General features: G+C 71.4%; 16 protein-coding genes, 1 tRNA gene and 1 riboswitch. Of the genes, 9 read left to right on the top strand and 8 right to left on the bottom strand.

The features are described from left to right. Nucleotides 1-22 precede the first annotated feature (22 nt). On the bottom strand, nucleotides 23-598 hold the full coding sequence (locus OG407_RS27745; RefSeq protein WP_405862124.1) for an NADPH-dependent FMN reductase: 576 nt from the start codon (nucleotides 596-598) through the stop codon (nucleotides 23-25). A gap of 162 nt (nucleotides 599-760) precedes the next feature. Between OG407_RS27745 and OG407_RS27740 the strand changes: the two genes are divergently transcribed. Continuing rightward, nucleotides 761-4,600: an amino acid adenylation domain-containing protein gene (locus OG407_RS27740; RefSeq protein WP_405862122.1), complete on the top strand. Its 3,840-nt coding sequence runs from the start codon at nucleotides 761-763 to the stop codon at nucleotides 4,598-4,600. Nucleotides 4,601-4,674: 74 nt separating this feature from the next. On the opposite strand, the gene OG407_RS27735 is transcribed toward OG407_RS27740, so the two are convergent. Continuing rightward, nucleotides 4,675-6,753, bottom strand: a complete 2,079-nt coding sequence (locus OG407_RS27735) for an asparagine synthase-related protein (protein ID WP_405862120.1) — start codon at nucleotides 6,751-6,753, stop codon at nucleotides 4,675-4,677. A 671-nt stretch (nucleotides 6,754-7,424) separates the two neighbouring features. On the opposite strand from OG407_RS27735, the gene OG407_RS27730 reads away from it, so the two are divergent. The 4 genes from OG407_RS27730 to OG407_RS27715 all read left to right on the top strand — a co-directional run bounded on the left by OG407_RS27730 (nucleotide 7,425) and on the right by OG407_RS27715 (nucleotide 12,536). After that, nucleotides 7,425-8,849, top strand: a complete 1,425-nt coding sequence (locus tag OG407_RS27730) for an MFS transporter (RefSeq protein ID WP_266858824.1) — start codon at nucleotides 7,425-7,427, stop codon at nucleotides 8,847-8,849. Between the two features lie 119 nt (nucleotides 8,850-8,968). Beyond that, entirely contained in the window at nucleotides 8,969-10,255 is a 1,287-nt protein-coding gene (gene lhgO, locus OG407_RS27725; RefSeq protein WP_405862118.1) for an L-2-hydroxyglutarate oxidase, read from the top strand. 126 nt (nucleotides 10,256-10,381) lie between these two features. Next, the gene (gene trmB / locus OG407_RS27720) at nucleotides 10,382-11,179 is read left to right on the top strand and encodes a tRNA (guanosine(46)-N7)-methyltransferase TrmB (RefSeq protein ID WP_405862117.1); all 798 of its coding nucleotides are present in this window, start codon (nucleotides 10,382-10,384) and stop codon (nucleotides 11,177-11,179) included. A 49-nt stretch (nucleotides 11,180-11,228) separates the two neighbouring features. Further along, on the top strand, nucleotides 11,229-12,536 hold the full coding sequence (locus OG407_RS27715) for a PrsW family glutamic-type intramembrane protease (protein ID WP_405862116.1): 1,308 nt from the start codon (nucleotides 11,229-11,231) through the stop codon (nucleotides 12,534-12,536). Between the two features lie 12 nt (nucleotides 12,537-12,548). Here the strand turns inward: OG407_RS27715 and OG407_RS27710 are convergent, their stop codons facing one another. The 6 genes from OG407_RS27710 to OG407_RS27685 all read right to left on the bottom strand — a co-directional run bounded on the left by OG407_RS27710 (nucleotide 12,549) and on the right by OG407_RS27685 (nucleotide 18,875). Continuing rightward, nucleotides 12,549-13,493, bottom strand: a complete 945-nt coding sequence (locus OG407_RS27710) for an aldo/keto reductase (RefSeq protein ID WP_405862115.1) — start codon at nucleotides 13,491-13,493, stop codon at nucleotides 12,549-12,551. A gap of 43 nt (nucleotides 13,494-13,536) precedes the next feature. Beyond that, complete coding sequence (locus OG407_RS27705; RefSeq protein WP_405862113.1) at nucleotides 13,537-14,547, bottom strand: M23 family metallopeptidase; 1,011 nt, start codon at nucleotides 14,545-14,547, stop codon at nucleotides 13,537-13,539. Nucleotides 14,548-14,558: 11 nt separating this feature from the next. Continuing rightward, nucleotides 14,559-14,716: riboswitch (cyclic di-AMP (ydaO/yuaA leader) on the bottom strand. Between the two features lie 234 nt (nucleotides 14,717-14,950). Then, nucleotides 14,951-16,105: a PP2C family protein-serine/threonine phosphatase gene (locus tag OG407_RS27700; RefSeq protein WP_405862111.1), complete on the bottom strand. Its 1,155-nt coding sequence runs from the start codon at nucleotides 16,103-16,105 to the stop codon at nucleotides 14,951-14,953. A gap of 110 nt (nucleotides 16,106-16,215) precedes the next feature. Next, nucleotides 16,216-16,289: transfer RNA gene (locus tag OG407_RS27695), tRNA-Met, on the bottom strand. Between the two features lie 52 nt (nucleotides 16,290-16,341). Continuing rightward, nucleotides 16,342-17,565 carry an alginate lyase family protein gene (locus OG407_RS27690; RefSeq protein ID WP_405862109.1) on the bottom strand — a complete coding sequence of 408 codons (1,224 nt, stop codon included), beginning with the start codon at nucleotides 17,563-17,565 and terminating at the stop codon, nucleotides 16,342-16,344. Between the two features lie 179 nt (nucleotides 17,566-17,744). Beyond that, nucleotides 17,745-18,875: a dihydrofolate reductase family protein gene (locus tag OG407_RS27685; protein ID WP_405862107.1), complete on the bottom strand. Its 1,131-nt coding sequence runs from the start codon at nucleotides 18,873-18,875 to the stop codon at nucleotides 17,745-17,747. 93 nt (nucleotides 18,876-18,968) lie between these two features. Between OG407_RS27685 and OG407_RS27680 the strand changes: the two genes are divergently transcribed. From OG407_RS27680 to OG407_RS27665, 4 genes are all read left to right on the top strand, one after another. Next, the gene (locus OG407_RS27680; RefSeq protein WP_405862105.1) at nucleotides 18,969-19,466 is read left to right on the top strand and encodes a MarR family winged helix-turn-helix transcriptional regulator; all 498 of its coding nucleotides are present in this window, start codon (nucleotides 18,969-18,971) and stop codon (nucleotides 19,464-19,466) included. A 129-nt stretch (nucleotides 19,467-19,595) separates the two neighbouring features. Then, nucleotides 19,596-20,237, top strand: a complete 642-nt coding sequence (gene ribA, locus OG407_RS27675; protein ID WP_328681900.1) for a GTP cyclohydrolase II — start codon at nucleotides 19,596-19,598, stop codon at nucleotides 20,235-20,237. Between the two features lie 148 nt (nucleotides 20,238-20,385). Then, entirely contained in the window at nucleotides 20,386-22,605 is a 2,220-nt protein-coding gene (locus OG407_RS27670; RefSeq protein ID WP_405862103.1) for an MMPL family transporter, read from the top strand. A gap of 173 nt (nucleotides 22,606-22,778) precedes the next feature. Continuing rightward, a complete protein-coding gene (locus tag OG407_RS27665) occupies nucleotides 22,779-23,732 on the top strand; it encodes an SGNH/GDSL hydrolase family protein (protein WP_405862101.1) in 954 nt (317 codons plus the stop codon). The last annotated feature ends 499 nt before the right edge of the window (nucleotides 23,733-24,231 follow it).

The following is a 24,231-nucleotide window of genomic DNA, read 5'->3' as shown; positions in this document are numbered from 1 at the left end:
GCGACGCCACGTCCGTGGTTCCTCATGCGTTCGCCCCCGCCGGCTCGCGCAGCGCCGCCAGGGTCGCGTCGATCAGGCCGCTCAGGGCCGCGACGGTCTCCGGATCGGTGAAATCTCCCTCGGGGGTAAGGAGTTGGGCCGCGCGGCCGACGGAGACCGGCTCGTGGTCCACCACGCGTGCGCCGCAGCGGGTCAGCACCCGGGCGAGTGCGGTCTGCGCGTCGACGGCGCCTCGCGCGCCCGGGGAGGCGCTGGTGAGCGCGACGGTCCTGTCGGTCAGGGCGCTGGTGCCGTTGGGGCGGGAGAGCCAGTCGAGGGCGTTCTTGAGGACGCCCGGCATCTCGCCGTTGTAGGCGGGGGTGCTGATGAACAACGCGTCGGCGTCGCCAACGAGTTGCTTGGCGGCGCGTACGGCGGGCGGGTCGTCCGTCTGCTCGACGTCCCAGTCGAAGTGCGGGAGCAGGCCCACGGACAGCGACTCGATCTCGTACGTGTCCCCGTCCGGCCGCTCGGTCAGCAGGCGGCGCACGGTGGCGAGGACGGACGCGTTGAGCGAGTCCCTACGGACGCTCCCGGAGATGAGCACGATCTTGGTCACGGCGGCTTGCCCCTCAGTTCTCGGCTGCGACCGAGCCTGGCTCCCGCCGGTCCCGAACCCGTCCCGCGCCGGTCCCGCGCCGGGCGGTACCGGCACGGGAAGCCTTCGGTAGCCCCCGACCGCACCCTGATCAACGGCTGATCAACAGGGGGAACCACGCCAATGAAGACCGCGAGTGCACCTACGTCCGGCATACCGCTCACGGGCAGCCACCTGCCCGACCTGCTCGCCCACCAGGCCGCCCTGCGCCCCGACGCGACGGCCGTCGACTACCGCGACACCCGGCTCTCGTACGGCGAACTCCACCGCCGTAGCAGCGACTTGGGCGAGCGGCTCACCCGGCTCGGGATCGGCCCCGACACCTGCGTGGGCCTGTTCACCGAACCGTCCCTGGACCTGATGGTCGGCGCGTGGGGCATCCTCGCCGCCGGCGCCGCCTATCTGCCGCTGTCCCCGGACTACCCGGAGGACCGGCTGCGCTACATGCTGGAGGACTCCGGGACCTCGGTCGTCGTCACCCAGCCCCATCTGCGCGACCGGGTCACCGCCCTGGCACCGCGCGGCACGACGGTCCTCACCCCGCAGGACGCGCCGCCCGAGGGCGAGTTGGCCCCGGCCGCGTCCGCGCCGGCCCCGGACCAGCTGGCCTACGTCATCTACACCTCGGGGAGTACGGGTCGCCCCAAGGGCGTGATGATCGAGAACCGGGCCGTCGTCAATCAGCTCCGCTGGCTGGCCGACTGCGGTCATCTCGGGCCGCAGGTCACGGTGTTGCAGAAGACGCCGATGAGCTTCGACGCCGCCCAGTGGGAGATCCTCGCCCCCGCCGTCGGCGCCCGGGTGGTGATGGGTGCCCCCGGCATCCACCGCGACCCCGAGGCCGTCCTCGCGGCGGTACGGGCGGGCGGGGTCACCACCCTGCAGTGCGTGCCGACGCTGCTCCAAGCCCTCCTGGACACCGAGGAGTTCGCGTCCTGCACCTCGCTGGAGCGGGTCTTCTCCGGCGGCGAGGCCCTCACCCACCGGCTCGCCCGCGACGTCCTCGCCGAGCTGCCCGGGGTCTCCCTGATCAACCTGTACGGCCCGACCGAGACCACCATCAACGCCACCGCCCACCAGGTCGACCCCGAGGACCTGGGCGGCGGTGCGAGCGCGACCGTCCCGATCGGCGTCCCCGTCGACGGCCTGAGCGCCTACGTCCTCGACGAGAACCGCGCGCTCGTCGACATCGGCGAGAGCGGCGAACTCCACCTGGGCGGAGTCCAGTTGGCCCGCGGCTATCTTGGTCGCCCGGAGCAGACCGCGGAACGGTTCGTGGACTCGCCGTTCGCCGCGGGCGAGCGCCTGTACCGCACGGGTGACGTGTGCCTGTGGAACCCGGACGGCACGCTGCAGTTCGTCGGCCGTACCGACAACCAGGTCAAACTCCGGGGTTACCGCGTCGAGTTGGAGGAGGTCGCGGCCCGCATCGAGGAACACACCTGGGTCCGCCGCGCGGCCACGCTCGTCACCGACGACGCCCGCACCGGCCACCAGGCGCTCGTCGCCTGCGTCGAGCTGAACCCCCGTACCGCCGCCGTCATGGACCAGGGCGCCCACGGCGCCCACCACCAGTCCAAGGCGTCGAAGCTCCAGGTCAAGGTGCAGTTGTCCAACCCGGGCCTGCGCGAGCCCGCCGAGCTGGCGGGCCGCCCGGTCATCGCCCTCCCGGGCCGCGAGGCGACCCCCGAACAGCGCCGCACGGCCTTCGCCCGCAAGACCTACCGCTTCTACGAGGGCGGCCCGGTCACCCACACCGACCTCCTCGACCTGCTCGCCCCGCGCCGGACACCCCGGCACCCCCGCCCGCTCGCCGATCTCTCGATGGACCAACTCGGCTCGGTGCTGCGCTGGTTGGGCCCCTTCCGCAGCGAGGAGCGGCTGCTCCCCAAGTACTCCTACGCCTCCCCCGGCGCCCTGTACGCCACCCAGCTGCACATCGAGTCCGGCGGGGCGGCGGGCCTCGCGCCCGGCGTGTACTACCACCACCCCGCCGACCACACCCTGGTCCGGGTGGGCGACCCGAGCGGCCACTGCCCGGCCGGCGGGCTCGTCCTGCACTTCCTCGGCAAGCGGCGCGCGATCGAACCCGTCTACCGGACCAACATCCAGGAGGTCCTGGAATTCGAGGCCGGCCACATGCTCGGGGTCCTGGAGGAGGTGCTCCCCGAACACGGCCTGACCGTGCGGCCGTTGGGGCACTTCCCCGCCGTCAAGGACACCCTCGACGTCGCCGACGAGGACCACTACCTCGGCACGTTCGCGATCACGCCGGACGACGGTGAGCCGCGCCGCGACTCCACCGAGCTGTTCGTGCAGGCCCACCCCGGCCGGGTCGAGGGCCTGCCCGGCGGCCAGTACCGCTACCGCGAGGGCCGACTGGAGCCGCTGGGCGAGGAGTTGATCGAACCCCGGCACGTCATCGCCATCAACCAGGGCGTCTACGACCGCGCGAGCTTCGGCATCAGCGCGGTCGGCCGGGCCGCCGAACCCTGGCTGGAGTACATCGAGTTGGGCACCCGGCTGCACCACCTCCAGCGCACCCCGGGCTTCGGCTTCATGGCCTCGGGCTACTCCTCGAAGACCGGCCACCCGCTGCCGTCCGCCCGCCGCCTGGACGACATCCTCGGCGCCGCCGGCATCGCGGGCGGGACGTCGTACTTCTTCCTCGGCGGCCGGGTCGGTGCCGAGCAGGTCGCGAGCGAGGGCATGCGCGAGGACGCCGTGCACACCAAGGGCCCCGCCGAGATGATCCGCGACGAACTCGCCCGCTCCCTCCCGGACTTCATGCTCCCGGGCCGCGTCCTCGTCCTGGACGCGCTCCCCCTGACGGCCAACGGCAAGATCGACACCAAGGCCCTCGCGACCGCCCCGGAGGTCACCTCGGCCCGCACGACGGGCCCGTACGTCGCACCGGCGACCCCCACGGAGATCCGCCTGGCGGTCACTTGGGGAACGGCGCTGAAGTACCCCGACCCGGCCGACGTCTCCACCGAGGACAACTTCTTCGCCTGCGGCGGCAATTCGCTGATCGCCGTAGCCCTCGTGAACCGGATCAACAGGGAGTACGGCACGAAGCTCCCCCTCCAGGCCCTCTTCGAGGCACCCACCCTGCGCGAACTGGCCGCCCGCATCGACGAGGCCCCGGCCGCCCCCGTGTCCCGGCTGATCCCCCTGGCCCGCGAGGGCGGCTTCACCCCGGTCTTCTGCTGGCCCGGGCTCGGCGGCTACCCGATGAACCTGCGTCTCCTCGGTGGCCAAGTCGCCCTGGACCGCCCCTTCTTCGGCGTCCAGGCGCACGGCATCAACGCCGGCGAGACCCCGTACGCCACCATCCGCGAGATGGCGAGCGCCGACCTCCGCGAACTCCGGCGCGTCCAGCCGAGCGGGCCGTACACCCTGTGGGGCTACTCCTTCGGCGCCCGGGTCGCCTTCGAGGCCGCCTGGCAGCTGGAGCGGGCGGGCGAGAAGGTCGAGCGCCTGCTGCTGATCTGCCCCGGCAACCCGGAGATCCGCCGTACGGACGGCCGGACTTGGGGCCGCGACGCGTCGTACACGAACCCCGCGTACGTGACGATCCTCTTCTCCGTCTTCGCGGGCACCATCGAGGGCCCGGCCCTTGCCGCGTGCCTCGCCGCGACACGGGACGAGGAGAGTTTCGTGTCGTACATCGGCGAGTTGCTCCCGGCGCTCGACACCGAGACGATCCGCCGCATCACCCGCATCGTCGCGACGACGTACGAATTCGACTACACGTTCCGGGAGTTGGCGGAGCGGAGGGTGGAGGCCCCGATCACCGTCTTCAAGGCGCGGGGCGACGACTACTCGTTCCTGGAGGGCGCGTCCGGGTACTCCGCGAAGCCGCCGGTCGTGGTCGAGCTGGAGGGGGACCACTACGGGGTGCTGAAGGAGCGGGGCGTGGCGGAACTGGTCGCCGCCGTACGGGAGGCGATGGGGAGTTGAGGTCTGCGGGGGCTTGTCGAGGGGCGGGCCGTTCCGGGACGGACGTCACGCCCACCCGCTCAAGCTCCCGCCGCTCACGCCCCCGAGGCCAACGCCCCCCGCTGCGGCCGGATCCCCTCCGGCACTGCACGCGCGCGTGCCGGTGTGCCCGTCCAGCAGGTGCCCCGGCGGGCCAGCAGCCGGCCCAGCCACAGTTCCAGGGAGACCAGGTCCGCGAGGCCGTCCAGGGGCAGTGGCTCGCCCTGGGCCGCCGCGCGGAGCGCCTTGCGGACGACGCGGGCCTCCACCAGGCCCGCCTGCGCGAGCAACGGCGTGGCGAACAGGTCCATCAGGGAGTCCGCCGCGACCCGTAGACCCTTACGGGCCGCGGCTGCCGTCGAGGCGTGGGAGGGGGCGCCCCAGCCGGGCGGGAGGTCGCCCACGCCGGCGCCCTCCAGGACCGTGCGCAGGATGGCCGCGCGGGCGCCCGGCTGGACCCGTAGCGCCTCGGGGAGGGAACGGCAGGCGCGGACCACCTGGTTGTCGAGGAAGGGGGTGTGCAGGCGCTGGGAGCGGATCTCGGCGGCCTGCTCCAGGACGCGGAGGTCGTTGGCGTGGCGGGCGAGGGCGGCACGCGCGCGGAAGTCGCCGGGGCGCTGGCCGGGGCCGCTGCCCTGACGGCTGGGCGCACTCTGCAGGCGAACCGATACTTCAGCCAGGGCCTCGCCGGTCAGCCAGCGTGCGGCGGGCCCCGGTCTGGCCCAGGTGAGCGCGGCGAGGGAGGCACCGACGGCACCGCCGGGCTCGTCGAAGCGCTGGTTCATCAACCGGTCGGCGAGGACTTCGAGTCCCGCGCCGTAGGGCGTTCGGGCGAGGCGGCGGGCCGCGCCGTAGACGCGCCCCGGGACCATCACCGAACCGTCCGCCTTCGCCAACGCGGCCACCGGGCGCACCAGATGACGCCGTTTGCGGTCCATCAGGAGGTCCGCGAGGCGGGCCGGATGCGCGTCCAGGACCTGGCGGGCGCCGTAGCCGGTGAAGTGGTCGGCGCTGCCCGCGGCGAGCCGCGCGCGGTGGCGGGCGGCGACGATCAGGGAGGGGCCGGGTTCGTCGGTGAGGGGGCCGTCGAGTTCGGCGTACGGCAGGACGTCCTCGGCGCCGGTGACCACCACGTGGTGCAGCCGCGGGTTGGCGGCGAGCGTGCCCGCGCGCTCCACCTCGGACTCGCGCCCGGGGACGGCGAGATCGTTGAACGTGACGGCCAGGAGCCGTTCGCCCGCGCCGGTGCCGTGCCCGAGGACCGTGCCCGGCGCACCCGGCAGCCCGGCGGCGAGCAGGGCCAGCGTCCCGGAGGCGGGCCCCCCGGAGAGGTCGGCCCCGATCCCGGGAACGGGCATCCCGCGCGCGGCACGCCGTTCGGCGGGCCCCATACCGGGGACGGGCCCCGGGTCTATGTCGGGAACGTGCCGGGGCGCGGAGAGACGCGCGCGCACGGCCTCGACGAGCGCGTCCCGTACGGCGTCCACCGCGCTGTCCGGGTCGACGGCAGCCGCCGCGACCGCGAGGGAGGCGACCGGCTCGTACCCGGCGATCTCGCGCGCCCCGGCGCGCAGCACCAGCGCATGCCCGGGCGGAATGCGCCGTACGCCCTCGTACGGCGTCGAGTCGTGCAGCGCGGCGGGGACGTCCGGGGCGGCGAGCAGCGCGGCGAGGTGGCCGAAGTCGAGGTTGGCCTCGATGAGGTCGGCGAGCGGGAGCGCGGCCGTGGAGTACGCCGTACCGCCGGCCCAGGGGGTGTAGAACACCGGTTTGGCGCCCGCGAGATCGCCGCAGACCATGGTGCGGCGGTTGACCTTGACGACCGCCGTGTAACTGCCCGACCAGGCCGTCAGATGCCGAAGTGCCCCTCCGCGCGCGGAGAACAGGCTGAGGCGCAGCTCCTCGTCGGTGGCACCGCACGTACCGAGGACGGCGATGCGGGTCTCGGCGTCGACCTTCACGACCCGTACCTCGTCGGGCCGCCAGTCGCCGACCGCCCACAGCGGATCCGGGTCGCCCCACAGGAGTTGGGACCCGACCGGGTGGACCGTCTCACCGTCGAGGCCGGTCGCCCCCGCGGAACCGATCGTGGCGGCTCCAGCGGCGGTACTGCTCCATCCCACCAACCACCGCATCGACGCCTCCACAGGCTGTGGACAACCAGTGCACCGCACGAACTGGGCACCATGCTGCCATGAAGGACGCCTTCCGGAGGGCCGGAGAAGCCGCTTGAGATCGCGTGAAGACGCCCTGGACGAGGGACAACCGGACAAGGAAGACCCTACGTCCACGACGCGAATGCGCCCCCGATACGCTCCCCCAAAACACCTAACGCGCCCTCAACTCCCATGGTAGGAGCGGTATTCGACATCGGGAGGCAGGGGCGGTTTTCGGCCAAATCGGTGTTACGAGGACAGGCTCGCGCACGCTCCGTACATGCCGTGCGCACCGCTTCGCACCGCGCACAGTCCGGGAGGCGGAGTACGCCTCCCGGACCGGTCCGCCGCCCGCGGGGATGTAGGCGGCGGTGTCCCCCAGCCCACTGGATCCAGTACAGCGGGCCGACCCACGCACGATCCATCGAAGCGCTCCCGGGATGGCCGGAGAAGAGCGCACACACGGGCGCACGGCCACACGACGGGGGCACGTCGCAACCCTGCGTGCAAACCCCGCACTCGCGTACGGACCACAATCCCGCCAACCGGAACAATGCCCCTTAACGCTTGGGATGCGGCGAACTACGCTGGGTTTACGAATGCCGGGTGGTTATGCCAGCGCGGCAGCCGTCTGTGTCGAGGGGTGGCGCATGTCCAGGGAGCAACGCGGGCCGAACGAAAAACTCGGCACCGTTCTCGCCCTCGCGGGAATCAGCAACGCAGGACTCGCGCGTCGCGTCAACGATCTTGGCGCTCAACGCGGGTTGACACTTCGCTACGACAAGACGTCGGTGGCGCGCTGGGTGTCGAAGGGAATGGTGCCCCAGGGCGCCGCCCCGCACCTCATCGCGGCCGCCATCGGCCAGAAGCTCGGCCGCCCTGTGCCGCTCCACGAGATCGGCCTGGCGGACGCGGATCCCGCGCCGGAAGTGGGCCTCGCCTTTCCCCGGGACGTCGGCCAAGCCGTGCGTTCCGCAACGGAGTTGTACCGGCTCGACCTCGCCGGCCGCCGGGCCGGCTCCGGCGGCATCTGGCAGTCCCTCGCCGGGTCGTTCGCAGTCAGCGCATACGCAACGCCCGCCTCACGGTGGCTGATAACCCCGGCCGACAGTTCGGTGGCGCGCGAGGCCAACTCCGCCGAGAGCTCCGGGACACCGCTCAAAGTCGGCCACAGCGATGTGCAGAAGCTGCGGGAGGCCGCGGAGGACGCGAGGCGCTGGGACTCCAAGTACGGGGGCGGCGACTGGCGTTCGTCCATGGTGCCCGAGTGCCTCCGGGTGGAGGCGGCACCGCTGCTGCTCGGCTCGTACTCCGACGAGGTCGGCAGAGCGCTGTTCGGGGCGAGTGCCGAACTCACCCGCCTCGCGGGGTGGATGGCCTTCGACACGGGTCAACAGGAGGCGGCGCAGCGGTACTACATCCAGGCGCTGCGTCTTGCCCGCGCGGCGGCGGACGTCCCCCTGGGGGGCTATGTGCTGGCGTCGATGTCGCTCCAGGCGACCTACCGGGGCTTCGGCGACGAGGGCGTCGACCTCGCGCAGGCGGCCCTGGAACGCAACCGGGGGCTCGCGACCGCCCGCACCATGAGCTTCTTCCGGCTCGTCGAGGCGCGGTCCCACGCGAAGGCGGGGGACGCGCAGGCGGCCGGCGCTGCCCTGAAGGCCGCCGAGGGGTGGCTTGAGCGGTCCCGGGAGGGCGACAACGATCCGTCGTGGCTCGGGTTCTACTCCTACGACCGGTTCGCCGCCGACGCGGCCGAGTGCTACCGGGATCTGAAGGCACCGCGTCAGGTCCGTCGGTTCACCGAGCAGGCGTTGTCGAAGCCGACGGAGGAGTTCGTGCGGTCGCATGGTCTCCGGCTGGTTGTCTCGGCCGTCGCCGAGTTGGAGTCGGGGAATCTTGATGCGGCGTGCGAGCAAGGGGTTCGGGCGGTTGAGGTCGCTGGGCGGATCTCGTCTGCTCGGACTACCGAGTACGTGAAGGATCTTCTGCACCGGCTGGAGCCTTACGGGGATGAGCCGCGGGTTGTGGAGCTGCGGGAGAGGGCTCGGCCGTTGTTGATGGCGCCCGCCTAAGGATTTGCCTGGCTTGTGTTGTCTTGCGAGTGCGGGTGCGTCGTGGCTTGTCGCGCAGTTCCCCGCGCCCCTGGCGGCGTGTAGCCCTCCCGGGGTTTGAAGGCATTGTCAGTGGTGCAGTGCACTATCGAAGCCGGGAGGTGGTGCACGTGCGGGCTGGGGTCGGGTACGACTGTGACGTGCTCGTGGTCGGTGGCGGGATCGTCGGGCTGTCCACGGCGTACGCGATCACGCGTGCCGCGCCAGGTACGCGCGTCACCGTGCTGGAGAAGGAGGCCGGGCCCGCCCGGCACCAGACAGGCCGCAACAGCGGGGTGATCCACAGCGGGATCTACTACCGGCCCGGGTCGCTCAAGGCGCGGTATGCGGTGGGCGGGGCTGCCGAGATGGTCAAGTTCTGTGCGGAGTACGGGGTTTCGCATGCCGTCACCGGGAAGCTGATCGTCGCCACGGAGCGCGCCGAGCTGCCTCGCCTGCACGCGCTCGTGCAGCGCGGACGGGAGAACGGCATCGCGGTCCGGGAGCTGGGCGGCGCCCAGATCGCGGAGTACGAACCCGAGGTGCGCGGCCTCGCGGCCATACAGGTCGCGACGACCGGTATCTGCGACTACACCGAGGTCGCCCGCCATCTCGCCGAGGCCTCCGGCGCGGAGATCCGCTACGGCGCGCGGGTCGCCCACATCGACCGGCGCCCGGAGCGCGGGGTCGCCGTCCGTACGGTGACCGGGACCGGCGGTGACGTCGTCCGCGCCCGCGTGCTGGTGAACTGCGCCGGCCTGCACTGCGACGAGGTGGCCCGTCTCACCGGCGACGACCCGGAGATGCGGATCGTGCCGTTCCGGGGCGAGTACTACACCCTCACCCGCCCCGAGCTGGTCCGGGGCCTGGTCTACCCGGTTCCCGACCCGGCGTTCCCGTTCCTCGGCGTCCACCTCACGCGCGGGATCGACGGCAGCGTGCACCTCGGCCCGAACGCGGTCCCGGCTCTGGCCCGCGAGGGCTACGACTGGGGCGTCGTGAACCCCCGGGAGATCGCGACGACGGCAACGTGGCCCGGCACCTGGCACATGGCCCGACAGCACTGGCGCTACGGCGCGGGGGAACTCCGCCGGTCCATCTCCAAGACCGCGTTCACGGCAGCCGTACAACGCCTCCTCCCGGCGGTGACCCCGGACGACCTGGTCCCATCGGCGGCGGGCGTACGGGCGCAGGCGGTCCTGCGGGACGGCACCCTGGTCGACGACTTCCTGATCAAGGAGGGCCCCCGAGCCATCCACGTCCTCAACGCCCCCAGCCCAGCGGCAACAGCCTCCCTCCCGATCGGCAGAGAGGTAGCCCGCCGAGCCTTGGCCGTATTGCACCAAGACCGACGACCACTCCAAACCCCGGACAGGGCAACCCCCTAGGGGCGCGGGGCTGTATCGATATGCGGCTCCGCCGCGTGGGCGCGACCAGCCCCAACGCACCCGCACTCGCCCGACAACACAAGCCACGCAGACGCAAAGGCGCACGCCCAGTAAAATCAACCCATTGTGTCTGACACCCCCAACACCCCCACCGAGCCCGCGCAGCGAACCCGGGCCAAGGGCGAGCCCCGTTTCCCCGACGGGCCTACGCCCGACCCCGCCGGCTCCCACTTCGAACGCCGCATCCGAAGCTTCCAGCCCCGCAGAAGCCGGGTGACAGCCGGCCAGGCAGACTCCCTGGAACGCCTGTGGCCCAAGTGGGGCCTGGACATCGACGGCCAACGAACCCTCGATCTCCCCGAGCTGTTCGGAAACGACAACCCCGTCGTCCTGGAGATCGGCTTCGGCATGGGCGAGGCCACCGCCCAGATGGCCGCCGAAGCCCCCGCGACGAACATCCTCGCCGCCGACGTGCACACCCCGGGCCAGGGCAACCTCCTCCGCCTCGCCGACCACCACGGCCTGTCCAACATCCGCGTCGCCAACGGGGACGCGATCATCCTGCTCCGCGAGATGCTCGCCCCGGACTCCCTCGACGGCCTGCGCGTGTACTTCCCGGACCCCTGGCCCAAGAAGCGGCATCACAAGCGGCGGCTGATCCAGCCGGAGTTCCTCACCCTCGCCGCGACCCGCCTCAAGCCCGGCGCGACCCTGCACTGCGCGACCGACTGGGAGCCGTACGCGGGGCAGATGCTCGAAGTGCTCGACGCGGACCCGGACTTCGAGAACAGCCAACCTGACGGCGGTTTTGCGCCCCGTCCGGAGTTCCGGCCGCTGACCCGTTTCGAGGGCCAGGGACTGGACAAGGGTCATGTCGTGAACGATCTGCTCTTCCGTCGCGTACCCCACGACGACCAGCGCTGACGCCAGGCTCCATCGCGGGCCGTGCCCTTACCTCGTTAGGGTCGATGCCGTGGCCACGTTTCCGCCGTACCCCCCGCACCCCGGCCACCCCGCCGGTGGTGTGCCCGGGCACGGGCCGCGGGTGCGCTGGTGGCAGCGGAACTGGGTCCGCTACGGCGCGCTGATCGCCCTGCTGACGCTCTCCGGGCTCGTCATCCTCGCGCTGGTCCGCCAACAGACCGGCACGGAAGGCTTCTTGGTCGGCCTCGGGCTCGCCGTACTACCCGTACCCCTCCTCCTCGCCGCGTTCCGCTGGCTGGACCGCGTCGACCCCGGGCCCTGGCGGAACCTGCTCTTCTCCTTCGCGTGGGGCGCCTGCGCCGCGGCCCTCATAGCCATCGTCGCCAACAGCTTCGCGACCAGATGGATAGCGACCACGACCGCCGACCCGACCAGCGCGGACACCCTCGGCGCCACCGTCATAGCCCCGATCGTCGAGGAGTCGGCGAAGGCGGCGGCCGTACTCCTCGTGTTCCTCTTCCGCAGACGGGACTTCACCGGGATCGTCGACGGGGTGGTGATAGCCGGGGTCACCGCCACCGGCTTCGCGTTCACCGAGAACATCCTCTACCTCGGCACCGCCTTCGGCACCGACCAGCTCACCGGCGACCGCGGCTTCACCTCCGTCACCGCGGCGACCTTCTTCGTGCGCATCGTCATGTCCCCCTTCGCGCACCCCCTGTTCACCGTCCTCACCGGCATCGGCTTCGGCATCGCCGCCCTCTCCCCCGACCGCCAGCACATCCGCCGCGTCCTGATCCCCCTGACCGGCCTGCTGCTCGCGATGGGCATGCACGCGATCTGGAACGGCTCCTCCACCTTCGGCCAGTACGGCTTCTTCGAGGTCTACGGCGTCTTCATGGTCCCCATGTTCGGCCTGCTGACCTGGCTCGCCGTCTGGACCCGGCAACGCGAACTCCGCAGTGTGCGCGAGGAGTTGCCCGCCTACGTCTACGCGGGCTGGCTGACCCCGGCCGAACCGTTCGTGCTCGGCTCGATGAAGGCGCGGCGGCTGGCCCGCGAGTACGCCCGCCACCACCTCGGCAGGCAGGCGGCCCGCTCGGTCGCCCGGTACGAGGCCCACGCGACCTCCCTGGCGTTCCTGCGGCACCGGGCCGCGCGGGGCCGCGTCGGCGCCGACTTCGTCGTACGGGAGAGGGAGTTGCTGCACGAGCTGTGGCTGCGCCGGGAGGTGGCGCGGCCCGCGCTGTACTACGCGGCGCGCCGGACGGCGCCACCGGTGCCGGTGGTGGTGCCGCCGTGGCCGCCGGTGTACGGGTCGTACGGGTCTCCCCTGTACAACCCGTACCGGTCATAGCTCCGAGGACGGCTACGCGGACGCCTGCGTGAGGCGGGTGATCTCCGCGTCCGTCAGCTCCAGTTCGGCCACGCCCAGCAGCGCGGGGAGTTGCTCCACCGACCGGGCCGACGCGATCGGGGCCGCGACCGTGGGCTGGGCGGCGAGCCAGGCGAGGGCCACCGTGGCGACCGGGGCGTCGTGGGCCCGGGCGACCTCGTCGAGGGCGGTGAGGACGTTCAGGCCGCGCTCCGATGCGAGGTACTGGGCCGCGCGCCCGGCCCGCGGGCTGTCGACGGTCGTACCGGGGCGGTACTTGCCGGTGAGGAAGCCGGCGGCCAGCGCGAAGTACGGGACCGCGGCCAGGCCCTCCCGCGCGGCGAGCTCGCTCAGCTCACCCTCGTAGGTGTCGCGCGAGACGAGGTTGTAGTGGGGCTGGAGGGCGACATAGCGGGCCAGGCCCTCGCGGTCGGAGAAGTCGAGGGAGGCCCGCAGGCGCTCGGGGGTGATGTTGGAGGCGGCGATGTGCCGCACCTTACCCGCCTTCACCAGCTCGTCCAGCGCGCCGATGATCTCCTCGACCGGCACCTCGACCTGGTCGAAGTGGGTGTAGTAGAGGTCGATGTGGTGGGTGTCGAGGCGGCGCAGGGAGGCGTCCGCGGCGGCCTTGATGTTGGCGGCGCTCAGGCCCGGGAAGTCGGGGTGCTGGCTGACCTTGGTGGCGATGACGACGTCGGCACGGTTGCCGCGGGCCTTGACCCACTTGCCGATGATCGTCTCGGACTCGCCGCCCTGGTTGCCCGGCGCGAACGCCGAGTACGAGTCGGCGGTGTCGACGAAGTTGCCGCCCGCGGCCGCGTAGGCGTCGAGCACGGCGAACGAGGTCGCCTCGTCGGCGGTCCAGCCGAAGACGTTGCCGCCGAGGGAGAGCGGGAAGACCTCAAGATCGGACCGGCCCAGCTTGCGAAGAGAAGTCATGACCCTCTTCAACAGCCGGACCGGAACCGGATATTCCAGACCCTCAGGGGTTGAGGCCCTTGCTGCGCAGCCAGGGCGCCGGGTCGCTGGCGGTGGCGGCGCCGTTGATGTGCACCTCCAGGTGGAGGTGCGGCCCGGTCACGTTGCCGGTCGCGCCCACGCGGCCGATGACCTCACCGGTGGAGACCTTCTGTCCGACGCTCACGTTGATCGAGGACTGGTGGCAGAACCACAGCTCGGTGCCGTCGTCGAGGGTGATGATCGTGCGGTACCCGTACGCCCCGGCCCAGCCCGCCTCGGTGACCGTGCCGCTGTGGACGGCCTTGATCAGCGTGCCGGTGGGAGCGGCGAAGTCGAGACCCGTGTGATACCCGGAGGACCACATGGAGCCGGCCTGGCCGAAGGTGCCGGTGATCGTGTACGAGCCGACCGGCAGCGTGTACTGCTTGGCCAGCACGGCGAGCTTCGCGGCCTCGGTCTTCTTCTTGGCGGCGGCCTCCGCGGCCTTCTTCGCGTCGGCGGCCTTCTTCGCGGCGTCCTTCTCGGCCTTGGCGGCGGCGTCGTCGACCTGCTTGGCGACGGCGGCCTCTACGGCGGCCTTCGACTTGCCGTCGACCTGCACCTGCTGTGACTCGGCCTGCGCCATGATCCGGTTGCGCAGCAGCTCACCCGCGTCCGAGGCGCCCTTGGCGGTCTCGGTCGTGGTCACGCCGACGCTGCTGAGCGCCGTGGCCGAACCCTTGGGGGTACTACTGGACGAGTCGTCCAGCAGGTGGCCCACGGAGGGCAGGTCGGGCAGGGAGATGGAGACCGGCGGCTTGCCGGTGTTGGCGCTGGCCATGCCGCCCGCGCTGACGGCGGCTATGACACCGACACCCAGAACGGTGGAGCTGCGGGCGAATCCTCCGCCACCACGCTGCTTGGCGACACGGTGCTTGCCGCGGTTGGGAAGAACGGTCTCCGCACTCGGATTCCACTCCTCCCAGGGGCCCTCGTCGGGGCGGTAACCGCCGTAGACGACAGGGGCTTCTGGGGCAGCCTGGTTGGACGCCACGTGGGCGTGCTCCTTTCCTTCCCTCTCGCCTACCGGGTTAGCTGACGGGTTCGGAGCAGGAAGGTCTCCTACGCGCGTAAACCGGCCGTGTTTCCACGGCAGTCGACGAGCGATTCACCCCAAGGTGGTGGTTCCCCGGTTCCCTTGCGGGATTCGGCGCGTGCGCACGGAGCCATCTCTTGTGACGGCTGGGACGACCGCGCTGCGTTATCGAACGTTAATAGACACGGGCGTCCGTTTCCAAGCCGTTCGGCTTGATCATTAACCTTTCCTTGCTGGACGAAGGGCCCACCACCGGCGAAAAACGGGCGAGTTGGCCAAGCCTCAGAATTCCCACAGGTATTGACGGTGTATCAGTTGTTGTGCGGACGGCTCCCGACCGGTCACGGCCCGTGATATCCGGTCAGGGATGGCGTACGGCGATCATCGCCATGTCGTCCGTCATCCAGCCCCCGGAGTACCGGCGCACCTCCTTGGCGAGGATGCCGAGCAACGCCTCGGGGGTACGGAAGGTCCGGCCGGCCAGCCGCGCCCCGGGGTCGTAGAAGACACCGCGGGAGTCGCGCGCCTCGGACAGCCCGTCGGTGTGCACGAGGAGGGTGGCCCCGCCCGGGAACGCGAACTCCTCGGCACGGTCGGGCCAGACCCCCAACTCGCCCATTCCCAGGGGCAGTGCGGGCTCCTCGACCTGCAACGTGCGGACGGTGCCGTCCTCGTGCAGGAGCAGCGGCGGCGGGTGGCCCCGGTCGACGATCCGTACGACGCCGTCGCCGTGCGGGAGTTCGGCGAGGACGGCCGTGGTGAACCCCTCGAACGCGTCGAGCCCGTCGCGCCGGGTGCCCTCGCGCGCCAGCGCCCGCTCCAGCCGCTGCGCGACCGCCTCCAGGGTCGCCTCCTGCTCGGCGGCCTCCCGGAACGCCCCGATGACCACGGCGACGGCGGCGACCGCGCCCATGCCCTTGCCGCGCACGTCACCGACGACCAGCCGTACGCCGTGCGGGGTGTCCTGCACCGCGTACAGGTCGCCGCCGATGAACGCGCCCTCCTGCGCCGCCTCGTACCGTGCCGCGATCGCGAACCCGCCGATCCGCTCGGCCGGTTCGGGCAGGACGGCCCGCTGGGCGGCCTCGGCGATCTCGCGCGCGGAGGCGAGCTGTTCGCTGCTGCGGCGGACCAGGAGGTTGATCAGGACGGCCAGCACGGCGACGGTCGCCACCGTGGCCGCCTCGGTGACCGCATCCGTGCGGAAGACGATGCCGAGCCTGATGTGGATCACGAGGACGACGGCGACGGAGGCCAGGCCGGTGAGCACGGTGCCGCGCCGCGAGTAGAGGGGGGCGGCGACGAGCGGGGCGGCGGTGAAGAACGGGGCCGCGGTGAAGGCCTGCGGGGTGAAGTAGTCGTAGAACGCCCCGCCGACCAGCAGCAGCGGGGGAAGTCGGCGGACGAAGCCGAGGGCGTACGGGATCCGCCGTCCCTCGTCGGGGCCGAGGCCGGGGTCGGGCACGGGATCGCCGGGCAGGCGCCCACCGGCTCGCACATACGGACCCTCCTCCACGCGTCCAGTTTTTCCTGGCCGGGCAAGGGCGGCGAGCGGGGTGGGCCGACCGGGGCGGGAGAAACACCAAGGGCCGGAACCCATTTCTGGATTCCGGCCCTTGGCCTTAGTAGCGGGGACAGGATTTGAACCTGCGACCTCTGGGTTATGAGCCCAGCGAGCTACCGAGCTGCTCCACCCCGCGCCGTTGTGATTGCAACTATACGCCATTCGCGGGGTCCGATGTCACACAGGTTTCAGTCGGCGGTGTTCCCGGCGTGCGTGAGGGTCTCCCAGGAGACGAACAGGTCGTCGCTGCCGGCCGGGCGGGTGGACTCGGCGAGCTTGTGCGCGGCGGGCACCTTCATGCCGAGCCGGCCCTCCAGGTGGTTGACGGCGACCTCCAGGTCGGGGCCCATGTTCCGGTCGACCTTGCCGCCGCACAGCCAGGCGGGCGCGGGCTCGCCGAGCTGGTAGCGGGCGTGGAACTCCAGGGCGGCCTTGAGCCGGTCCTTGACCCCGTCGTAGAGGTCGACGCCCTGGTGCCAGGCGGTCTCGGCGATGTGCGCGGTCGCGGCCAGCGAGTACCCGACGTGCTTGAAGTTGCGGCAGGTCTCCTGGGCGACGCCGTCCTTGAAGGTCGTCTGCTTGAACCAGTACGTCGTCAGCTTCTGCGGGGTGGTGAGCTTCGAGCCCACCGGGGTGAGCGGCACCTTGCCGTCCTTGGCCAGGTAGAAGTAGGCGGGCACGCGGTCGCGGAAGCGTTTGACGGCCGCGTCGAAGGCCTTGTGGTCGTCGAGGAACACGGCGATGCCGATCGCCGCGTCCGTCATCGCGAGGTCCCAGTTGCCGTTGTAGTCCGGCAGGTCCTTGGTGACTTCCGGCTCGTAGGCGGTACGCAGCATCGTCCCGAACCGCTCGACCCGGTCCGCCGGCCATCCGGCGCCGGGCGCGTACCGCACGATCTCCGCCGCCCGCGCCCAGGTCGAACCGGCCCACGCGGTCTGCAGTCCGGCGTCGTCGGAGGTGTGCTCCTTCATCTTCGCCGACCAGTCGTCCATGATCTCCCGCGCCTTCAGCGCGTGATGCTGCTTCCCGGTGATGCTGAACAGCAGCGCCTGCGTGTACGCCGCGATCGCGTCCTCGCGCTCCTCGACACAGCCGTGCGCGGCCTTGCCGTTCCAGGGGCAGTCGACGTCCGCGGACGGCTTCGCCGTGTACTTGTACGACCCGTACTTGCTGTCCCGCATCCCGAAGTACGCCTTCAGCCAGGGCTGTTTGCCGGCGGCCACGTTCTTGCGTACGGCGTCCAGCTGGCCCTTGCTGACGAGCACCCCGGGGTGGGTGAACGCGGCGCCGGCGGGGAGTGCCCGGGCCATGGTCCGGGTACCGGTGTCCGCCGATCCGCACGAGGCGAGTAGCCCTACGGCTACGGACGCGCCCAGCATGGTGATGGCGTGCCGCCGACCCACTGCCCTCATGTGTCCTACCTCCGCCTTGTCCGCACCGGTTCCTTGTGAGCGTGACCTGGTGGGCGGTGGGGCGCAGGATCTGATGGGCCGGTCGGGGAGCAGCGAGGGCAGGGAGGCAGGGGGTGTTCCGGAGAAATGTGACACTCACCCCCTGAGGTGTCACATTTCTCCAGAGGGGGTGGCGCACCTCAGCCGAGCAGATGCCGGTTCGGCGCCTTCGCTCGCTCCTCGTCCTCCGGGAGTACGACCACGGTCACCCCCCGCGCGGCCAGCGCCCCGCTCCCGTCCGCCCCCTCCACGAACGTGTCCGGCTCGCGCCAAGCCGTCACCACCCGTCGTACCCCCGCGTCGAGGATCAGTTGGGCACAGGGCTTGGGACGGGAGGCGCGGTGGGTGCAGGGTTCCAGGCTCGTGTAGACCGTGGCGGTCGCGAGGCGCGGGTCCTGCGGGTCGATCTTCGCCAGCGCCGCCTCCTCCGCGTGGACCACCGGGTCGCCCGCCTCGCGGGAGTGGCCCCGGGACAGCTCCGTGCCGTCCTCCGCCACCACCACCGCGCCGACGCTGAACGCCGTCTCCGAGGGCGGGCAGTCGGCGGCCAGGTCGCAGGCGAGGGCGAGCCAGTGGTGGTCGGCGGCGGAGGGGAGGTCTCCGGTGCCGGGGACGGTGGGTTCGTAGTGCATGAGGACCACGTCCTCGATGGGGCGGGTCTCGACGAGGCGGAGGCGACCCGGCTGGTACGTGCCCGGGCCGAAGAGGCGGGGGGCCTTGTCGTCGCCCACGAAGAGGGGGGACAGGACCAGGTGGAGTTCGTCGGCCAGGCCCTGTTGGAGGAGCTGGGTGTGGATCGTGCCGCCGCCCTCGACCATCAGGCGGTCAACTCCCCTTACCGCGTGCAGGTGTTCAAGCAGCGCGCGCCAGTCGAGGTCGGGGCCGAGGGCGACGACGTCCGCGGCGAGACCCAGCCCGCGTGCTCGCTCCGCGCCCTTGTCCGTCGTACAGACGAGCTTTTCGCCGCCCGTGTGCCAGAAGTTGGCCGTCGGGTCCAGGTCGCCGGAGGCGGTGACCGTGACCTTGAGGGGGTACTCGGGTTTGCCCGCGGCGATGCGACTGGCCCTGCGCTCAGGGGAGTTGACGAGGAGGCGGGGGTTGTCCGCGCGGATCGTTCCGGCGCCGATGAGGATCGCGTCGACCGATGCCCGGACCTCGTCGACACGGTCGAAGTCTGCCGGGCTGGAGAGGAGCAGCCGGTCGGGGCCGGTGTCGTCGAGGTAGCCGTCGAGGGAGACGGCGGCGGACAGCAGGACGTAGGGGTGGGGCATCGACGCGCTCCCGGGTCATTGCTCGTGGGGACGGCGGGGCTTGGTGGAACGGCGGGGCTTGGTTCAAGTTTGAAACAAACCTACACTGGGGGCATGACGACTCGCTGGCTCACCGCCGAGGAGCAGCGCGCCTGGCGCGCGCACATCGCCGCGACGCACCTCCTGGAGGACGCGATCGACCGGCAGCTCCAGCAGGAGGCCGGCATGCCCCACCTGTACTACTCCATCCTCGCCAACCTCTCCGAGGTGCCGGACCGCCGGCTGCGGATGACCGACCTCGCCGAGAAGTCGAAGATCACCCGGAGCCGGCTGACGTACGCGGTGACCCGGCTGGAGAAGGACGGCCTGGTGCGGCGGGAAGGGTGTCCGTCCGACAAGCGCGGCAGCACCGCGGTCCTGACCGACGAGGGGATGACCGTCCTGGAACGTACGGCGCCGGGGCATGTCGAGACCGTACGGGCCGCGATCTTCGATCACCTCACGCCGGAGCAGGTACGGCAGATGGAGGAGATCAGCGCCGGGATCGTGCGGGCGCTGGAGGAGCCGGAGGACGTGCCGTGGCGCCGCCGCTCCACGCCTTCGTGTTCGTGACCCGTCCCACAATTCTGTTGCTTCAAATTTCAAGCATGAGGTAGTGTCCGTCATCGTGGATGTGCTTCAAAACTGAAGCACCTCACTGACGCACATCCGCGTACCTGCCGCCGGACCACGGAGACCCGCATGCCCGACTTCCCCGCCGCCACCCCGCGTGCCCGCGTCCGGGTACCGCTGCGCTTCCAGGACGGCTACGGCGTCGACGCCGAACTCGTCACCTTCCACGGCCTGACCGACGGCCAGGAACACGTGGCGGTCGTCCTCGGCGACCCCGCCCCCGGTACGACCCCGCTGGTCCGGCTGCACTCCGAGTGCCTGACCGGCGATGTCTTCGGGTCCGCCCGCTGCGACTGCGGGCCCCAGCTGCGCGAGGCCGTCGAGCGCATCGCCGAGCGCGGCGGTGTCCTGCTCTACCTGCGCCAGGAGGGCCGCGGCATCGGCCTCTACAACAAGCTCGACGCGTACGCCCTCCAGGACCAGGGTCTCGACACGTACGCCGCGAACACCGCGCTGGGCCTGCCCGAGGACGCCCGTGACTACACGGCCGCCGCGCAGATGCTCACCGCCCTCGGGATCACGTCCCTGGACCTGCTGTCCAACAACCCTGACAAGGCGGACCAGTTGCGCGGGCTCGGCATCGACGTGCACGACCGCGTCCCGACCGGTGTCTTCACCACCCCGCACAACGTCCGGTATCTACGCGCGAAGGTCCTCCAGACGCACCACACGCTGCCGCTGGGCCAGTTGACGGAGCTTAACGCGGGCTGAGCCGCGCGGCGATGGTGTAGCGGGCTACACCATTCATTCGGGAGGGCACTCCCTCGTGCCGGAGAGCCGCCGCCGGAAGGCTTGGGACCACGATCACGCACTCGATCTGGATCTCGACCGACCGCCGACGTGGAGGCCTTCCCCAGCCATGGCAACTCTCCTTTATCGCTTGGGCCGTGTGGCCTTCCGGTGGCGCTGGTTCGTCACCCTGTTGTGGGTGGCGGTCCTCGGCGCCGTCGGATTCGCCGCCGCCAAGGCCCCCGCCACTCCGGACGACGGCTTCACGATGCCCGGCATCGAGTCGCAGCGCGCCTTCGACCTGCTGGAGCAGCGCTTCCCCGGCACCGCGGCGGACGGCGCGAACGCCCGGATCGTCTTCGTCGCCCCGAACGGCGAGAAGGTCACCGCGACCGAGAACAGGGCGGCGATCGAGAAGCTGGTCACGGAGGCGGCCGACGGTTCCCAAGTCGCCTCCGCCGTCGACCCGTTCGCCGCGAAGGCGGTGAGCAAGGACGCGTCCACGGCGTACTCCACCGTCACGTTCAAGGTGAAGGCCGACGACCTCACCGGCGCCGCCAAGACCCATCTGGAACGGGCCATCGACACGGCCCGGGACGCGGGCCTGACCGTCGAGGTCGGCGGCGACGCGCTCGCCACCCAGCCCGCGGCGGGCGGCAGTGCCGAGGCGATCGGCATCGCGATAGCGGCCGTGGTCCTGCTCATAACCTTCGGTTCGCTGGCCGCGGCCGGCCTGCCGCTCCTCACCGCGATCCTGGGCGTCGGCATCAGCATGTCCGCGGTGCTCGCCCTGGGCAGCGCCTTCGGCCTCTCCGAGACCACCGGCACGCTGGCCACGATGCTCGGCCTCGCCTGCGGAATCGACTACGCGCTGTTCGTCGTCTCCCGCTACCGGGAGGAACGCGAGAAGGGCCACGCGCCGCGCGAAGCGGCGGGACTGGCCGCCGGTACGGCGGGTTCGGCCGTGGTGTTCGCCGGTCTGACCGTGGTCATCGCCCTGGCCGGTCTGTCGGTGGTCGGTATCCCGATGCTGACGAAGATGGGCCTGGCGGCGGCGGGCGCGGTCCTCCTGTCGGTCCTGATCTCCCTCACCCTGGTCCCGGCCTTCCTCGGCTTCTGGCCGAACGCCGTCCTCTCCCGCCGCGACCGGAAGGGCAGGGCCAAGGCCGGGCGGGGCAACGCCAACGGCGAGAACGGCGGCAGCCGTTGGGCCCGGCTCGTCGTCCGCCGCCCGATCCCCGTCCTGCTGCTCGGCGTCGTAGGCCTCGGCGCGATGGCCCTCCCGGCCCTCAACCTCCAGCTCGGCATGCCCGGCGACGAGGCCAAGTCCACGGCCACCACCGAACGCCGTGCCTACGACGACCTCGCGACGGGCTTCGGCCCCGGCTTCAACGGTCCCCTGACCATCGTCGTGGACGCGAAGAAGGCGGACGACGCGAAGAGCGCCGTAGCGACGATCTCGAAGGACATCGCGGCGACGGACGGGGTGGTCTCCGTCTCACCCGCCCGCTTCAACTCGGCAGGCGACACAGCGGTGTTCAGCGCGACCCCCGCCACCAGCCCCACCGACGAGAAGACGAAGCAACTCGTCCAGACGATCCGCGACGAGCGGTCGGGCATCGAGTCGACGGCCTCCGGCGCGAGCTTCGAGGTCACCGGCACCACCGCGTTGAACATCGACGTGGCGCAGAAGGTCCAGGGCGCGCTGATTCCGTACCTGGCGCTGGTGGTCGGCCTGGCGATCGTCCTCCTGCTCCTGGTCTTCCGTTCCCTCCTCGTCCCGCTGAAGGCGGCCCTCGGCTTCCTGCTCTCGGTCCTCGCGGCGCTCGGCGCGGTCGTCGCGGTCTTCCAACAGGGCCACGGGGCCTCGCTGTTGGGCGTCGACCAGACCGGACCGATCATGAGCCTGATGCCGATCTTCCTGGTGGGCATCGTCTTCGGCCTCGCCATGGACTACGAGGTGTTCCTGGTCTCCCGGATGCGCGAGGCGTACGTCCACGGGGACGGGCCCGGTGAGGCGATCGTCTCCGGGTTCCGGCACAGCGCCCGGGTGGTCGTGGCCGCCGCGCTGATCATGATGGCGGTGTTCTCGGGCTTCATCGGCGCGGGCGCCTCGATGATCAAGATGATCGGCTTCGGGCTGGCCATCGCGGTGCTGTTCGACGCGTTCGTGGTCCGGATGGCGATCGTGCCCGCAGTCCTCTCCCTCCTGGGCAACAAGGCCTGGTACCTGCCGAGTTGGCTGGACCGGATCCTCCCCCGCATGGACGTCGAGGGCGAGGCGCTGAGCCGCAAGGTCCCGGCACCGGCCGCCGACACGCCCACCGCCCGTCTCACTCCGGTCCCCTGACTCCCCCAGACCGGGGCCGCCGAGAGCGGAGGCGGCCCCGCGGTGCCGGATCCCGTGGGGACGGGGACCGGCGCAAGTCCCGGGCCCGGCGACGGGGCACTCCCCCCGCCCGTCGCCGGGCCCGCGGACGTCCACACCGCGTCACCAACTCGCCCACCAGAGAGGGCACTTCGATGAAAACCTCAGTGCAGGCCGGCGTGGCCGGGCTCCTCGCCTGCGGCACCCTGCTCACCGTCGTCCTGGTCACCCGCGACGGCGACGGCAACGACGACAGCCACACCGGCATCGCCTACTCGGCCCCGTCGAAGGGCCCGTACGTGGCCCTCGGCGACTCCTACACCGCGGGCCCCGGCATCACCGACCCCATCGGCACCCCGGCCGGCTGCGACCGCTCCGCCGGCAACTACCCGGCCCTCGTGGCAGCCGAACTCGGCCTCAAGGGAGGCGACTTCCGCGATGTGAGCTGCAGCGGCGCCACGACCGCCGACCTCGCGGGGTCGCAGCACACGGACGACGGCACCAACTCCCCGCAACTCAGGGCACTTTCGTCGACCACCCGCCTGGTCACCGTGGGCATCGGCGGCAACGACATCGACTTCGGCTCGATGATCAGACGGTGCGTGGCGATGGGCGCGCTGTACGAGATGACGGGCAGCGGCAAGTACCTCCACGAGGACGCACCCTGCGAACGGAACTACGTCACCGGCGACTTGGACACCGTACGGAAGAAGATCGCCACGGCGGGCGAACGCCTCACCCGGGTCCTGACCGAGGTCAGGCGCCGCGCCCCCGAGGCCCGGGTCTACATCGTCTCCTACCCGGCGATCCTGCCGACCGACAGCGCCGACTGCGGCCGGGAGATGTCCCTCGCACCGGGCGACGTGACCTTCCTCCGCGAGAAGGAGCAACAGCTCAACTCGATGCTGCGGCAACGGGCTTCGGAGGCGGGGGCGGGCTACGTCGACACGTACACACCCTCCGCCGACCACAACGCCTGCGCGGCGAAGGACACCCGCTGGATCGAACCGCTCGTACCGGAGAGCCCGGCGGCACCGGTGCATCCGAACGCGCGGGGCGAGCGGGGGATGGCGGACGCGGTGCTGCACACGATCAAGTCGGCGCTGTAGGACGGTGGTTCACGACCCAGGGTGTCAAGGCCGTCCGCGGCCAGGTCGGAGACGCGGAACCTGTTCGCGCTCGGATTCCGCCACGACGTGACCGCCACGTCCTGCCCGTCGGCCGTCACCGCGAAGTCGGTGAGATCGGGGACGGGCAGCGCCCGGGCCGCCTGCCGGGTCAACCCACCGTCCGCGACCCGGTACGTGACGAAGGCCGAGGTGTCTCCCGTCTGTACGGCCGCGACGAGCGTGCCGGACGGCGTCGGAGTGGTCGCCAGTAGCGGGGAGCCGGCCCAACTGCCGCAATCCCGGGCCGTCTTCACCGCCCCGGTCCCGTCCACCGACCCGATGCCACCGGCACCCGCGCCCCCGTAACCGAACCAGAGCGTGCCCCCGGCCACGGCCAGCGAGTCGGGACGGGTACCCGCGCCGGTGGGGTAACGGGCCGTCTCCGTCGGGGTGTTGGTGTCGATCCCGGCGATCGCGTCCTGGCCGGGCGGTGCCGCGT

The organism is Streptomyces sp. NBC_01515 (assembly GCF_045040345.1).
Taxonomy (GTDB): Bacteria; Actinomycetota; Actinomycetes; order Streptomycetales; family Streptomycetaceae; genus Streptomyces.
The sequence above is the reverse complement of the archived record's forward strand: the minus strand, read 5'-3'. Positions and strand labels throughout refer to the sequence as shown.

Coding starts and splice junctions, on each gene's coding strand:
- OG407_RS27680 (WP_405862105.1), top strand. CDS start 18,969: ATGACGACTCGCTGGCTCACCGCCGAGGAGCAGCGCGCCTGGCGCGCG.
- OG407_RS27740 (WP_405862122.1), top strand. CDS start 761: ATGAAGACCGCGAGTGCACCTACGTCCGGCATACCGCTCACGGGCAGC.
- OG407_RS27730 (WP_266858824.1), top strand. CDS start 7,425: ATGTCCAGGGAGCAACGCGGGCCGAACGAAAAACTCGGCACCGTTCTC.
- ribA (WP_328681900.1), top strand. CDS start 19,596: ATGCCCGACTTCCCCGCCGCCACCCCGCGTGCCCGCGTCCGGGTACCG.
- OG407_RS27665 (WP_405862101.1), top strand. CDS start 22,779: ATGAAAACCTCAGTGCAGGCCGGCGTGGCCGGGCTCCTCGCCTGCGGC.
- OG407_RS27735 (WP_405862120.1), bottom strand. CDS start 6,753: ATGCGGTGGTTGGTGGGATGGAGCAGTACCGCCGCTGGAGCCGCCACG.
- OG407_RS27690 (WP_405862109.1), bottom strand. CDS start 17,565: ATGAGGGCAGTGGGTCGGCGGCACGCCATCACCATGCTGGGCGCGTCC.
- OG407_RS27685 (WP_405862107.1), bottom strand. CDS start 18,875: ATGCCCCACCCCTACGTCCTGCTGTCCGCCGCCGTCTCCCTCGACGGC.
- OG407_RS27670 (WP_405862103.1), top strand. CDS start 20,386: ATGGCAACTCTCCTTTATCGCTTGGGCCGTGTGGCCTTCCGGTGGCGC.
- OG407_RS27710 (WP_405862115.1), bottom strand. CDS start 13,493: ATGACTTCTCTTCGCAAGCTGGGCCGGTCCGATCTTGAGGTCTTCCCG.